This window comes from Clostridium acidisoli DSM 12555 (assembly GCF_900176305.1).
GTDB lineage: Bacteria > Bacillota > Clostridia > Clostridiales > Clostridiaceae > Clostridium_I > Clostridium_I acidisoli.
Genome location: NZ_FWXH01000005.1, coordinates 71,723 through 86,757 on the forward strand (window position 1 = coordinate 71,723; position 15,035 = coordinate 86,757).

General features: G+C 31.7%; 11 protein-coding genes. All 11 read left to right on the plus strand.

Annotated features, from left to right (window positions below; genetic code table 11):
- Window positions 1-116: 116 nt before the first annotated feature.
- Window positions 117-2,120, plus strand: coding sequence for an excinuclease ABC subunit UvrB (gene uvrB / locus B8978_RS09145; protein WP_084115427.1), 2,004 nt, complete (start codon window positions 117-119; stop codon window positions 2,118-2,120).
- Window positions 2,121-4,943 (plus strand): excinuclease ABC subunit UvrA, encoded by a 2,823-nt coding sequence (gene uvrA / locus B8978_RS09150; RefSeq protein WP_084115429.1) that lies wholly within the window; start codon window positions 2,121-2,123, stop codon window positions 4,941-4,943.
- Window positions 4,944-5,013: 70 nt separating this feature from the next.
- Window positions 5,014-5,496 (plus strand): FHA domain-containing protein, encoded by a 483-nt coding sequence (locus B8978_RS09155; protein WP_084115431.1) that lies wholly within the window; start codon window positions 5,014-5,016, stop codon window positions 5,494-5,496.
- A gap of 8 nt (window positions 5,497-5,504) precedes the next feature.
- On the plus strand, window positions 5,505-6,707 hold the full coding sequence (locus B8978_RS09160; protein ID WP_084115433.1) for an FtsW/RodA/SpoVE family cell cycle protein: 1,203 nt from the start codon (window positions 5,505-5,507) through the stop codon (window positions 6,705-6,707).
- A gap of 1 nt (window position 6,708) precedes the next feature.
- Complete coding sequence (locus B8978_RS09165; protein WP_084115435.1) at window positions 6,709-8,160, plus strand: peptidoglycan D,D-transpeptidase FtsI family protein; 1,452 nt, start codon at window positions 6,709-6,711, stop codon at window positions 8,158-8,160.
- 14 nt (window positions 8,161-8,174) lie between these two features.
- A complete protein-coding gene (locus B8978_RS09170; protein ID WP_084115437.1) occupies window positions 8,175-8,786 on the plus strand; it encodes a metal-dependent hydrolase in 612 nt (203 codons plus the stop codon).
- Window positions 8,787-8,799: 13 nt separating this feature from the next.
- Window positions 8,800-10,662, plus strand: coding sequence for an excinuclease ABC subunit UvrC (gene uvrC / locus B8978_RS09175; protein WP_084115439.1), 1,863 nt, complete (start codon window positions 8,800-8,802; stop codon window positions 10,660-10,662).
- A gap of 103 nt (window positions 10,663-10,765) precedes the next feature.
- A complete protein-coding gene (murB, locus tag B8978_RS09180) occupies window positions 10,766-11,686 on the plus strand; it encodes a UDP-N-acetylmuramate dehydrogenase (protein ID WP_084115441.1) in 921 nt (306 codons plus the stop codon).
- A gap of 151 nt (window positions 11,687-11,837) precedes the next feature.
- Entirely contained in the window at window positions 11,838-12,722 is an 885-nt protein-coding gene (gene rapZ / locus B8978_RS09185) for an RNase adapter RapZ (RefSeq protein ID WP_084115443.1), read from the plus strand.
- A complete protein-coding gene (locus tag B8978_RS09190) occupies window positions 12,719-14,074 on the plus strand; it encodes a gluconeogenesis factor YvcK family protein (protein ID WP_084115445.1) in 1,356 nt (451 codons plus the stop codon). Before rapZ ends, B8978_RS09190 begins: the two co-directional genes overlap by 4 nt.
- A gap of 7 nt (window positions 14,075-14,081) precedes the next feature.
- On the plus strand, window positions 14,082-15,035 hold the full coding sequence (gene whiA, locus B8978_RS09195; RefSeq protein ID WP_084115447.1) for a DNA-binding protein WhiA: 954 nt from the start codon (window positions 14,082-14,084) through the stop codon (window positions 15,033-15,035).

Sequence of the window (15,035 nt, forward strand, 5' to 3'; positions counted from 1 at the left end):
CCATCTTAAACATTTTAAGATGGATTTTTCTTTAAATTTCACTTAAAATGTTTGACAACGAATATGTTAAAGTATAAAATTAAAATACGAACAAGCGTTCAAATTGAGGTGAAATTATGAGTGAATTTAAAATAAGTTCAAAATTTAAACCAACAGGGGATCAACCTACGGCAATAGATAGTTTAGCACGAGGTATTTTAGAAGATAAAAATAAATTTCAGACACTTTTAGGAGTTACTGGATCAGGTAAAACTTTCACTATGGCAAATGTAATTGAAAGGGTACAGAAACCTACTTTAGTATTGGCACATAATAAGACATTAGCAGCACAATTATGTTCTGAGTTCAGGGATTTCTTTCCGAATAGTGCTGTGGAATATTTTGTATCGTATTATGATTATTATCAACCAGAGGCTTATGTGCCTCAAACTGATACATATATAGAAAAGGATGCATCTATAAACGACGAAATTGATAAACTTAGACATTCAGCAACATCATCTCTTTTTGAGAGAAATGATGTTATAATAGTTGCTTCAGTGTCATGTATATATGGATTAGGTAATCCAGATGAGTACAGGAAACTTTCTATTTCACTTAGGGAAGGTATGGAAAAAGACAGAGACGAAGTACTTAAAAGATTAATAGAAATACAGTATGAAAGAAATGAAATCAACTTTGTGAGAGGTACTTTTAGAGTAAGGGGAGATACTTTAGATATATTTCCTGCTTCAGCTACAAACAAAGGTATTAGAGTTGAATTTTTTGGAGATGAAATTGATAAAATAAGAGAATTTGATGTCTTAACCGGAAATATAGTTGGCTCTTTAAAACATACAGTAATTTTTCCGGCTTCTCATTTTGCAACTTCAAAGGAAAATATTGAAATGGCAGTGAAACAAATTGAGTGGGAACTTGAGGAAAGGTTAAAAGAGCTTATTTCAGAGGATAAACTTTTAGAGGCTCAGAGACTTAAACAGAGAACAAACTTCGATATAGAAATGATGCGAGAAGTAGGATATTGTACTGGTATTGAGAATTATTCAAGAATTATGGATGGAAGAGAAGCAGGAGAACCACCTAAAACACTTATAGACTATTTCCCAGAGGATTTTTTGCTTTTTATAGATGAAAGTCACGTTACACTACCTCAGGTTAGAGCTATGTACGGTGGAGATAGATCTAGAAAAAACACCCTTGTGGATTATGGATTTAGGCTGCCATCTGCTTTTGACAACAGGCCTCTTAAATTTGATGAATTTGAAAAGAAATTTAAACAGGTTGTATTTGTAAGTGCTACTCCAAGCAAATACGAACTTGAACATTCTACAAATGTTGCAGAACAGATAATAAGACCAACGGGGTTATTAGATCCAGAAATAGTGGTGCTTCCAGTAAGAGGACAAATTGATGATCTTTATTCAAAAATTAATGAAACTATAGCCAGAGGATTTAGGGTTTTAGTAACTACCCTCACAAAAAAGATGTCAGAAGATTTAACGGACTATTTGAAGGAAATGAATATAAAAGCTAAATATATGCATTCAGGTATAGACACAATAGAGAGAATGAAAATTATACAGTCCCTTAGAAAAGGTGAGGCGGATGTTTTAGTAGGCATAAACCTATTAAGAGAAGGGCTAGATATTCCAGAGGTTGCACTTGTGGCAATACTTGATGCAGATAAGGAAGGCTTTTTAAGATCAGAAACCTCACTTGTTCAAACCATAGGAAGAGCTGCTAGAAATTCTGAGAGCAAGGTTATAATGTATGCAGATTCAATTACAAATTCTATGGATAGGGCTATAAATGAAACAAATAGAAGAAGGGCTATACAAATTAAATACAATGAAGAAAATGGTATAATCCCAACAACAGTTAAAAAGGATATAAGAGAAATAATTGAAATTTCAGAAGTAGCAGAAGAAAATGCTGAATATAACAGTTTAGAAGAAGCCATAAAAGCTAATACTGAAAATATAGAGAAACTTATTGAAAAATATGAAGAAGAAATGAATAATGCGGCTAAAAATCTACAATTTGAAAGGGCAGCACAGCTTAGAGATATTATTTTAAAGCTTAAGAAGGAACACAAGAAACAAATGAGGGGTGTAAAATAAGTGGAGAACAAAATAGTTATAAAGGGAGCAAATGTAAATAATTTAAAAAATGTAAATCTAACAATACCGAGAGATAAATTTGTTGTATTTACCGGACTTTCAGGTTCTGGAAAATCATCACTTGCTTTCGATACCTTATATGCTGAAGGACAAAGAAGATATATGGAGTCATTATCATCATATGCAAGACAGTTCCTTGGTCAAATGGATAAACCGGACGTTGAATCAATTGAAGGTTTGTCTCCTGCAATATCTATTGATCAGAAAACAACAGGGAGAAATCCACGTTCTACAGTTGGAACTGTAACTGAGATATACGATTATTTAAGACTTTTGTATGCTAATATTGGTGTTCCTCATTGCCCTAAATGTGGTAAGGAAATAAAGCAGCAGACTGTGGATCAAATGATAGATAAAATTATGGAACTTGGTGAAGGAGCAAAGATACAAATATTAGCACCTATAGTTAAAGGCAGAAAAGGTGAACATACTAAAGTTCTGGAAAATATTAAGAAAAATGGTTTTGTAAGAGCTAGAGTAGATGGTGAAATTGTAGATTTAGAAGAAGAAGAAATCAAACTTCAAAAAACAAAAAAACACAATATTGAAGCAATAGTAGATAGAATTGTAGTTAAGGAAGGAATAGCAACTAGACTTTCAGATTCCTTAGAGACAGCTTTAAAACTAGCAGATGGTACAGTAGTTATTAATGTGGTAGGAAAAGAAGATTTGATTTTTAGTGAGGCATTTGCATGTGCTGATTGTGGTATAAGTTTAGATGAATTAACACCAAGAATGTTCTCATTTAACGCGCCTTTTGGAAAATGTGATACTTGTGATGGACTGGGTACTCTTTTAGAAATTGATGAAGATCTTATTATACCCGATAAGACTAAAAGCATTTCAGAAGGAGCCATTGCTTCTTGGGGTGATGGAAGATTAAAGGAAGAGTCCTGGACTTATGCAATTTTAACAGCACTTCAAGAAAAGTATAATTTTAGTATTGATACTCCTATAAAAGATTTAGAAGATAGGGTTAAAGATATATTACTTTATGGCAATAACGGAGAAAAAATTACAGTATACTACACAAAAGATAATCAAAATATGCAATTTAATCATAGTTATGAAGGTATAATAACTGAACTCAGAAGAAGGTATATGGAAAGTGGATCAGACTACATTAAGACAGAAATTGAAAACTTTATGAGTGATACCCCATGTCCTAAATGTAAGGGAGCTAGACTTAAACCAGAAGTGTTAGCTGTTACTGTCGGAGGCAAAAACATACATGAATTTTGTAGTTTCCCTATAAGAGATGAACTTAAATTTTTAAATGAATTAGAATTAAGTGAAAAGGATAAAATAATCAGTAATCAGCTAATAAGAGAGATAAAAGGAAGACTTCAATTTTTATTAGATGTGGGGCTAGATTATCTTAATCTTACAAGAGGAGCAAAGACACTTTCTGGAGGAGAATCACAGAGAATAAGACTTGCAACACAAATTGGTTCAAGTTTAGTTGGAGTTTTGTATATACTTGATGAGCCTAGTATTGGACTCCATCAGAGAGACAATGATAAACTTATACAGACAATGAAACATCTTAGGGATATAGGAAACACGCTTGTTGTAGTTGAGCATGATGACGATACTATAAAAGCTGCAGATTATGTTGTTGACATAGGACCTGGTGCTGGTGAACATGGCGGAAAAGTAGTTGCAGCAGGCAGTGTAGAGGATATAAAAAAATGTAAAGAATCAATAACAGGACAATATCTTACAGGTGTTAAAAGTATTGATGTTCCAAAGGAAAGAAGAAAAGGAAATGGGGAAAAAATTAAGATTATTGGAGCAAAGGAAAATAATCTTAAAAATGTTAATGTAGAATTTCCGCTTGGTGTATTTAATTGTGTTACTGGAGTTTCAGGTTCAGGTAAGAGTACTCTGGTTAATGAAATATTATTTAAAGGAATTAATAAAAAATTAAATCACAGCAAGGCAAATCCAGGGAAACATAAGGAAATTAAAGGTATAGAAAATATAGATAAAATTATTGATATAGATCAAAGCCCAATTGGTAGAACTCCAAGATCAAATCCAGCAACTTATACAGGTGTTTTTGATATAATAAGAGAATTGTTTTCCGTTACAAATGATTCTAAAATGAGAGGATATAAACCAGGAAGATTTAGCTTTAATGTAAAAGGCGGAAGGTGTGAAGCATGCAAGGGCGATGGAATAATCAAAATAGAAATGCAGTTTTTATCAGATGTTTATGTACCTTGTGAAGTTTGTAAAGGAAAAAGGTATAATAGGGAGACATTAGAAATAAAATATAAAGGCAAAAATATAGACGATGTATTAAATATGACTGTTGAAGAAGCACAATTGTTTTTTGAAAATATACCAAGAATTAAAAATAAATTAGACACACTTATGGATGTTGGTCTTGGATATATAAGGCTTGGTCAGCCATCAACTCAGTTGTCAGGAGGAGAGGCTCAAAGAATAAAACTTGCTTACGAACTCTCTAGACGGGGAACAGGAAAAACTTTGTATATACTTGATGAGCCAACTACTGGACTTCATATTGATGATGTTAAAAAATTAATCTTAATAATCCAAAGACTAGTTGATGCTGGGAACACAGTTGTTGTAATAGAACATAATTTAGATCTTATAAAATGTGCTGATAACATTATTGATATTGGACCTGAAGGCGGGGAAAAGGGCGGTAACATACTTGTTAGCGGTAAACCAGAGGACATAGTTAAAAATAATTCTTCCTATACAGGACAATATTTAAAAAAGATGTTATAATTGTACTAGGACTAGCATCAAATAATACAGGCTAGTCTTTTATTATTACAGTTATAAGAGGGTGAAACATTTGGTATCAAATTATCTATATTTAGCAGCAATAAATCTTTCTGGACTTAATGGATTAAGTTCTATTTTTAAGTATATTATTATTGGAGTTATATATGTAATTATAATCTTTGCACTTAGAATAATGTATAAAGATATGAAAAATGGAGATAAAAAACAGATGAGCAGCAGGACCTCAAAAAAGACATTTGGACTTGAAGTTATTGATTCAGGGATGAGTAAAATGTTGAAAAACGGTTCAGTTATACCAATTAATAGTGAAATAACAATAGGAAGAAGAGAAGAAAACGCAGTTGTAATTCAAGAAGGTTATGTTTCAGGACATCATGCTAGGATTTTTCCAAAAAATAACGCATATGTTCTGGAGGATTTAGGAAGCACAAATGGTACCATTTTAAATGGTGATAGAATTCAAAATAAGGTGTACATTAGATCGGGTGATGAAATTAAGATTGGAACAACTGTGTTTAAAGTGATAGGATAGGTGAAGATATGGACAGTTTAAGAGAAGAAAAGAAACTTTTAAGAGCAACATATCTTTTTTGTTTGATAGGATTCTTTAATTTATCTATAATAAAATCTACATTCGATACTGGAGCAATTGTAATTGGAGTTGTTATCTGTGTACTTATGGGATATGCACATTTCATAGTTAGAAGATTTTTTCCGGATGGAGATAAATACATACTTATATTTGCCTGTATACTTTCAAGTATAGGAATGGTTATGATTTATAGATTAAGTTCTACAAGTGCAATAAGACAAATTATATGGTTTGTACTTGGAATAGCCTGCTTTATACTTATTGTTGTTTTATTACCAGAACTTAAAAAGTATGCAAAATTTAAATATGTATTTTTAGTTGGCACAATTATATTTGTTTCAATGGCAACTTTTATTGGAACTGAAGAGTTAGGTTCAAAAAACTGGGTTAAATTTCATGGTATGAGTTTTCAGCCATCTGAGTTTGGTAAGCTTTTTTTAATTGCTTATCTAGCATCAGCACTTAAGGATTATAAAAATTTTAAACAGCTTATAGAACCAGCTTGTGTGGTAATGGTTACGCTTGGATTTATGGTTCTTCAAAAAGACCTTGGATCAGCACTTATATTTTTTGCAATTTCAGTAACAATGCTTTATATATCTACATCAAAACTAAAATATGTAGTTATAAGTTTAGTTTTATTTGCCATAGGTGCATTCATTAGTTATAAGCTTTTTGGTCATGTAAGGCTTAGAGTTATGATATGGAAAAACCCATGGCCATATAAGGCAAATGAAAGTTATCAAGTAGTACAATCCATGTACTCTATTGCGTGGGGAGGCTTGTCCGGAACGGGCCTTGGTCTAGGATTTCCTAAATATGTACCTGTAAATATAGATGACTTCATATTTTCAGCTATATGCGAAGAAATGGGCGCTTTAATGGGATTCGCTATAATGATTTTCTATTTTTTACTTTTTTATAGATGTATGAGAGCAGCGCTGTTTGTGGAAGACAAATTTTCGAGACTTCTAGCGGTTGGCTACAGTTCAATGATAGCAGCACAAGTTTTAGTTATAGTTGGAGGAGTTACAAATATGATTCCACTTACAGGTATAACGCTTCCTTTGGTTAGTTATGGAGGTACCTCAATGCTTATAACATTTATGGGACTCGGTATTCTTCAAAAGATATCAGAGGGGGGAAGATAAAATGGATGAAATATCTAATGGAATAAGAAAAGTATTATTTATATTTCTTCTATTATTCGTTGTGGTAATATCCTATGTGGCATATTTTGAGATATATACAGCTCCTAAAATCGTCAATAATTCTGATAATAAAAGACTTTGGGCAACTAGAAATAAGGTTTTAAGAGGTACTATTTATGATAAAAGCAATACACCTCTTGCATCTAGTACTAGGGGAAGTGATGGCGTCACTCAGAATAGACAATACCAAGGTGGAGCTGATTTTGCACATGTAATAGGATATGCAAATCCACAATATGGGCTTACAGGACTTGAGGCTAAATACGATAAGTATTTAACTGATTCTAGTAGTATAAGTATTACTGATTATATAAAAAAATTAATAGTTAATAAAGGCGCTAATATGCAAGAAGATAAAAAAGGCGACAACGTAATTACAACAATAGATAGTAACTTGCAGAAAAAAGCATATGATCTTTTGGGGAATAATAAAGGTGCTGTTGTAGCAATTAATCCTAAAACAGGAGAAATACTTGCAATGGTATCAAAACCGTCCTTTGACCCTAATGAAACTGCTTTAAAAAACAATTGGACTGCTATAAATTCTGATAGTAGCAGACCACTTTTAAATAGGGCAGTATCTGGATTATATCCACCTGGATCTACTTTTAAAACAATAACTGCTATTAGCGCATTAGAAAATATAAATGGAATTACAAATAAAACTTTCCAAGATAACGGTGTATTAAGATTTAATTCAAAGGAATCTTTAAGTGATTTTGACGGAGAGGCTTTTGGTGCAATTAATTTTAAAGAAGCATATGTACATTCAAGTAATGTAGTTTTTGGTACTATTGGTTTAGAGCTTGGAAATCCAAATTTGAAAAAAACCGCTGAGGATTTTTACTTTAATAAAGATTTACCAAGTGATGGAATTGTTATAGACAAGAGCAAATTTCCTACGTTTAATAGTTATGAAAAAGGGAATATTGCACAAAGTGCTATAGGTCAAAGTGAAGTGTTAGCAACGCCAATGCAAATGGCAATGGTAGCTAGTACTATAGCTAATAATGGAGTTATGATGGAGCCGCATGTTGTAAGTTCTGTTGTTTCAAGTAAAGGTGATAATGTACAAAAGTTTACACCTGTTGCGGTTGGAACAATTATTACACCTGATGTTGCAAACACAATGAAAAACTTTATGAGGGGTGTTGTAACAGATGGAACAGGTTCAAATGCAGATATAAGTGGCTTGGATGTAGCTGGTAAAACGGGTACAGCAGACCACAATGATGGAGGAAAAAATGCAAAACCACACTCTTGGTTTATAGGTTTTGCACCAGTAAATGACCCTCAAATAGCAGTAGCAGTAATAGTAGAAGATGGAGGACAAGGGGGAATAGCAGCTGCGCAAATCGCAGGAGGTGTTATGCAGACTTCTTTGTCAAAGTAGGGTAGGTAGAAAAAATGACAGGAAAAACTCACGCAGGTTTAGGAACAGCTGTAGGAATTGCATTAAGTAGTAGGGTGCCTGGTGAGCTAAGTATCATTTCAATAATAGTTCTTACTGTTGCATCACTACTTCCAGATATAGATCATCCTAAAAGCATATTTAATAAATATATATTACCTATAAAAAACAATACTGCCAAATTTGTAATATATGGTGTGATTGGGGTTTTAATAATAGTATTAAATTTTAAATATGAAGAAATACCAGAGCTTAATGTTATAGGTGCTTTGTTTATTATTGTAGCTTTTTCTTCACATAGAACTGGCTTAACCCATAGTATTGCGGGAATAATAATATTTGCTTTTGTATCAAATTATTTAGGTGTTAGATACAATGATAAAAATTTAGTATATTATTTCGTAATTGGGTATAGTTCTCATATTATTGGAGATATGTTTACAAACAGAGGGGTGCCTCTGTTTTATCCTTTAAGGAATAAAAACATAAAATTTCCAATTACATTTAGAGTTGGCTCTAAGAAAGGTAATTTAATTGAAGACATTATAATTATTTGCTCAATTTTGTATATTTTATATAGGCTACCGACTTTATTGCAACTAAGATAAGGGAGTAATAGATATGTTTGATTTTGAATATCAATTAAAGCTTTTGCCAGATAAACCAGGAGTATATCTAATGAAAAACTCTCTTGGAGAGATAATATATGTTGGAAAAGCTAAAATTTTAAAAAATAGAGTAAGGCAGTATTTTCAAAGTTCAAAAAATCATTCTGAAAAGGTAAAAGCTATGGTTAAAAACATAGCTGAATTTGAATATATTGTTACAGATTCAGAGATGGAAGCGCTTATTTTAGAGTGCAACCTTATAAAAAAATATAAACCTAGGTATAATATTCTTCTCAAGGATGATAAACACTATCCATTTATTAAAATAACAGTAATGGAGGATTTTCCTAGAATTTTTGTAACTAGAATGATTGCTAAGGATGGAGCAAAATATTTTGGACCTTATACAGATGTTTCTGCAGTTTATGAAACTATAGAACTTGTAAAAAAAACATTCCCAATAAGAAATTGTAAGAGGAGTATAAAAGAAAATGGCCAACTTACGAGACCTTGTTTAAATTATCATATACATTTATGTCATGCACCTTGTGCAGGATTTATTAGTAAGGAAGATTATGGTGAAATAGTTAAAGAAATTATAGATGTTTTAAGTGGCAAGGATACATCAGTAGTAAAAAAGTTAAAAAACGATATGGAGGAAGCTTCTAAAAAGTTGGAATTTGAGAGAGCGGCTTCATATAGAGATAAAATTGCTGCAGTTAAGAAGATAACAGAAAAACAAAAAATTATAACAGGGAATTTTGAAAACGAAGATTTTATAAATTTAGATAGTGACGAAAAGGATACGTGTATAAATGTTTTCTTCTTAAGGGATGGTAATATAATTGGGAGAGAACACTTTATGATTCAAAATACGGCAGGTGAAGACGAGGCCGTAATTATAACTCAATTTATTAAAGAGTTTTATGGAGGGACAGCTTTTATTCCAAAGACCATATATGTACCTGAAATTTCAGATTCAGAACTTTTAGAAGAATGGTTATCTATGAAAAAGGGAACTAAAGTTGAAATAAAAATACCACAAAAAGGCTCTAAAAAAGATATGCTAGAAATGGTGCATAAAAATGCTAATGTAGTATTAGATCAATTTAAGATTAAAATACTTCAGGATAAAGTTTTACATGATGAGACAATAAAGGGGCTTGCAGAAATATTAGAGCTTGAAGAAATACCTCATAGAATTGAAGCTTATGATATTTCAAATATTCAAGGTGTTGATTCAGTAGGATCAATGATAGTATTTGAGGATGGAAAGCCTAAAAATAGTGACTATAGAAGGTTTAAGATAAAGACGGTTAAAGGTGCCAATGATTATGATAGTATGAGAGAAATACTTGAGAGAAGATTTCAGCATGGATTAGATGAGGTTAAAGCAATAAGTGAAAGAAATATTAGGCTTAGTGCAGGAAAATTTTCAGTGTTTCCTGATTTGATACTAATGGATGGTGGACTTGGTCAAGTAAATGTAGCGTTAGAGGTTTTAAGAAACTTTAATATAGATATTAGGGTGTGTGGTATGGTTAAGGATGACAAGCACAATACAAGAGGACTTATATATAATGGAGTAGAGGTTAATTTAAACAGAAGTGTAAAACATCTTATTACGAGAATTCAAGATGAGGTGCATAGATTTGCCATTACTTATCATAGAAGTCTTAGAGATAAAAGAGTGCTACATTCCATATTAGACGATATACCAAGTGTTGGAGAAAAGAGAAGAAAAGAACTTTTAAAAAAATTTAAAAGTATAGATAACATTAAAAAAGCTAGTTATGAAGAACTTCTAGCAACAGACTCCATTGATAAAAAGTCAGCGGAGAGTATTTTTTATTACTTTAATGGTAATAATAAATAAAAATATTTGAAAAATATGTATATTTAAATATTTTCTTCTTGATTACAAAGAAGGTTTACATTATACTAAACTTTGTATGAATAATTTTTTGAGGAGATTCCAAATGAAAAGTTTTAATAAATTAGTAGAAAAATTACGTGAAATAATCGCGGAAGAAAATATAGAACTGGAAGCAGAAATGAAAAATTATACATCTTTCAGAGTAGGTGGACCGGCTGATGTACTTGTAACACCAACAAGTAAAAAAGAAGTTTCAGACATAATAAAATTGTGTAAAAACGAAAAAATACCATTTTATATAATTGGAAATGGATCAAACATAATAGTAAAAGATGGCGGAATTAGAGGACTTGTTATAAAACTTTCTAAGCTAAAAAAGATTACTATAGAAGAAGATAAATTAATAGGTGAAGCTGGAGCAACACTATCAAGTGCTAGTATTGCTGCTAGAGAGGCATGCCTAACTGGATTAGAATTTGCATGTGGAATTCCAGGAAGTATTGGTGGGGCTCTTGCAATGAATGCAGGTGCTTATGATGGAGAAATGTCCTTTATAGTTGACAGTGCAGTTGTTTTGGATATTAATGGTAATTTGCTAAATCTTAATAAAGAACAGTTAGAACTTGAATATAGGAATAGTATTGTGCTAAAAAAGGGATATATAGCTTTAGAAGTAACTTTTGCTCTTAAACATGGTGACTGTGAAAAAATAAGAAATAGAATGAATGAACTAACAAAAAGAAGGACAGAAAAACAACCACTGGAATATCCATCTGCTGGAAGTACATTTAAAAGACCGGAGGGTCACTATGCAAGCAAACTTATTCAAGATAGTGAGCTTAAAGGAGTGAGTGTAGGCGGAGCAGAGGTTTCTGTTAAACATTCTGGATTTATAATTAATAAAGATAATGCTACAGCACAAGATATTTTGGATTTAATTGGTTTAGTTCAAAAAACAGTTAAAACAAAATTTGATGTGGACCTTTATCCTGAAGTTAGAATAATAGGTGAAGATAAAAAATAGAGTGGACTGTTTCAAGATGATTTACAACATTTTGAGACAGTCTATCTTAGTTTAGACATGCTTAAAAATAGGCTGTTTTCTAATTTTCACTATAAGGTAGATGTGGTATAATTATATAAAAACTAATCGTATATAAAGGAGGAGGTTATTAATGAGATTTGTAATAGTAACAGGATTGTCAGGAGCTGGTAAAACTCAAGCAATAAGATGTCTTGAGGATTTGGGATATTTTTGTGTAGATAATTTGCCTCCAACGTTAATAAAAAAATTTGCTGAAGCTTGCTTTCAAACAGAGGGTAAAATAGATAAAGTGGCATTAGTTATAGATATAAGAGGTGGAGAATTTTTTGATAATTTATTCGAAAACCTTAAAGAAATAAAAAAATGCGGGTACAAGTATGAAATATTATATCTAGATGCTACGGATGAGGTACTTATAAAAAGGTATAAGGAATCAAGAAGAAAACATCCACTTGCACCACAAGGAAGAATACTAAAAGGTATTGAACTTGAAAGAAACAAACTTAAGGAAGTTAGAAATAGAGCGGATAATATAATTGATACGTCTAAATTAAGTGCTAGGGAACTTAGAGAAAAGGTAACAGAAATTTATGTAAAAGAAGGTCAAATTGAAACGCAAATTATTGTTACAGTATTATCTTTCGGATTTAAGTACGGCATACCAGTGGATTCTGATTTGGTTTTTGACGTAAGATTTTTACCAAATCCATTTTACATTCCAGAGTTAAAATATTTCTCGGGAAATGACGATCCGGTCAGGGATTATGTGCTTGGTTTTGAAGAAACGCAGGTGTTTATTGACAAATTAGATGACATGCTTAAATATTTAATACCTAAATATCTAAAAGAGGGGAAAAGACAACTTATCGTGTCTATAGGATGTACCGGAGGACGCCATAGATCAGTTACTATAGCTAATTCAATTTATAGTAGACTTATAAATGATGGTTATAATACTAATATAGAGCATAGAGATATCGATGAGGATCTTAATAAAGGTGGTAAAAAATTATGAAACTGGTTGACTGGATTAGACCAGGAATAAAGGTTAAAAGATGGGTTATGCTTGGCATATTGGGAATAATGCTTATAACCTTTGGTTTATCTGAGACAATTAATAAAGGTAGATTTTATTATTACAGTAACAAAGGTTATGTTGCCTTTTATCTTTTCTTAGTTGTAACTGGAGTATTCATATTGTATATGGCAGTAGCTCAAGGAATGAAATCAATTTTATCCTTAATTAATAAAGGTTACTTAAATGTATCCTTAGATTCTAGAAAGCTTGGAAATCTTATATATGAAAAAAGACTTTTAGTTAAAGGACCTAAAATTGTTGCAATTGGTGGCGGAACAGGACTATCAACTATGCTTAGAGGACTTAAGTCTTATACTTCAAACATTACTGCAATTGTAACTGTTGCAGACGATGGTGGGGGGTCTGGAGATCTCCGTGAAGATCTTGGAATACTTCCACCTGGGGATATAAGAAACTGCATATTAGCACTTTCAGATACAGAACCAATTATGGAAGAACTTTTACAATACAGATTTAAGGATGGCAGGCTTAAGAACCAAAGTTTTGGAAATTTGTTTCTTGCAGCAATGGATGGAATGTCTAACAATTTTGAAGAGGCAGTTAATAAGATGAGCTCAGTTTTAGCTGTAACAGGAAGAGTTATTCCAGTTACTTTAGAAGATGTAGTTTTAAAGGCAAAACTTAAAAATGGTGTAGTAGTCGAGGGAGAATCAAACATTCCAGAGGCTGTAATTCAGTATCAAAGTCAAATTGAAAACATATTTATTAGCCCAAGTGAAGTTAATGCGTTAAAAGATGCATTAGATGCAATAATGGAGGCAGATGCAATAATTTTAGGACCTGGTAGCTTATATACAAGTGTTATTCCTAATCTTTTAGTTAATGATATTTCTAATGCACTTAAAAAGACAAAGGCATTAAAATTATATGTGTCAAATATAATGACTCAACCTGGAGAAACCGATGGATTTTCGGTATCTGATCATATCAAAGCAATATCCAAACATGTAGGTGAAAATATAGTAGATTATACAGTTGTAAATACAGAAAAAATTTCTGGGGAATTCCATGATAAATATTCTGAAAAGACATCGGAACTTGTAAATGTTGATGAAGATGAGATAAAGAAATTAGGCGTAGGTATTACTAAAGGCGATTTCATACAAATAAAAAATGGTTTTGTAAGGCATGATTCAGACAAATTAGCAGCAATATTAATTGAAACAATAATGGATAAGAAATTGTTCTATGATAGAAAGAAGATAATTGAATACTTCTATTTGTCAGAGAGATTAAAGGAAAATAAAATGAAAACAAATAGGGAGTAAAATAGATATGTCATTTTCATCAGGAGTAAAAAATGAAATTTGTAGAACTTCAGATTTTTCGAAATCTGAATCTATAGCTATACTTTCAGCAGTAATGAAAGCAAGTGGAACTTTGTCTTTAGGGGGAAATAAGCAGGTATCATTCAATGTTGTTACAGAAAATCCTGCAATCGCTAGGTTTATATTTAAGCTACTTAAGGATCATTTTAATATACATACAAAAATTTTAGTTAAGAGAAGTAATTCACTTAAAAAAAATAATGTTTATGTTGTTCATATAAGCGAAGATATGGGCGTTAGAGATCTTTTAAGAGAAGTTTCAGTGCTTAAAGAAACAGAAGGAATCATAGCACTTGATTATAGTATACCTAAAAAAATAATTGAGAATGAAGAGTGTAAAAAATTATATATAAGAGGGGCTTTTTTAGGTGGTGGAAGCATAAGCAATCCAGAAAAAACATATCACCTAGAATTTGTAACTCACAATGAGGCCTATTCAAAGGATTTGAGCAGTATAATTAATAAGTTTGGATTAAATTCAAAAGTTATTCAGAGAAAAAGCAGCTTTGTAGTTTATATAAAAGAAGGAGAACAGATTGTTGATCTTTTAAATATAATAGGAGCTCATGGAAGTCTTTTGGAGTTTGAAAATGTCAGAATTATGAAGGAAATGAGAAATAATGTGAATAGGCTTGTTAATTGTGAAACTGCTAACTTAAGTAAAACAGTCAATGCAGCAGTAAGACAAGTTGAAAGCATAAAGCTTATACAAAGTGAAATTGGACTTTCAAGACTACCTAAGAATCTTAGGGATATAGCTGAACTTAGGGTCAGTTATCCAGATGAAACATTAAAGGAGTTAGGTCAAATGCTAAATCCACCAGTAGGTAAATCTGGTGTGAATCATAGATTAAGAAGAATTGAAAAAATTGCTGAAGAACTTAAAAAGGAAGTTAGATAA

What these genes read in the sequence shown, in the direction of transcription:
- uvrB (WP_084115427.1), top strand. Translation starts at nt 117, where the DNA reads ATGAGTGAATTTAAAATAAGTTCAAAATTTAAACCAACAGGGGATCAA.
- B8978_RS09160 (WP_084115433.1), top strand. Translation starts at nt 5,505, where the DNA reads ATGGACAGTTTAAGAGAAGAAAAGAAACTTTTAAGAGCAACATATCTT.
- B8978_RS09165 (WP_084115435.1), top strand. Translation starts at nt 6,709, where the DNA reads ATGGATGAAATATCTAATGGAATAAGAAAAGTATTATTTATATTTCTT.
- B8978_RS09170 (WP_084115437.1), top strand. Translation starts at nt 8,175, where the DNA reads ATGACAGGAAAAACTCACGCAGGTTTAGGAACAGCTGTAGGAATTGCA.
- uvrC (WP_084115439.1), top strand. Translation starts at nt 8,800, where the DNA reads ATGTTTGATTTTGAATATCAATTAAAGCTTTTGCCAGATAAACCAGGA.
- murB (WP_084115441.1), top strand. Translation starts at nt 10,766, where the DNA reads ATGAAAAGTTTTAATAAATTAGTAGAAAAATTACGTGAAATAATCGCG.
- rapZ (WP_084115443.1), top strand. Translation starts at nt 11,838, where the DNA reads ATGAGATTTGTAATAGTAACAGGATTGTCAGGAGCTGGTAAAACTCAA.
- B8978_RS09190 (WP_084115445.1), top strand. Translation starts at nt 12,719, where the DNA reads ATGAAACTGGTTGACTGGATTAGACCAGGAATAAAGGTTAAAAGATGG.
- whiA (WP_084115447.1), top strand. Translation starts at nt 14,082, where the DNA reads ATGTCATTTTCATCAGGAGTAAAAAATGAAATTTGTAGAACTTCAGAT.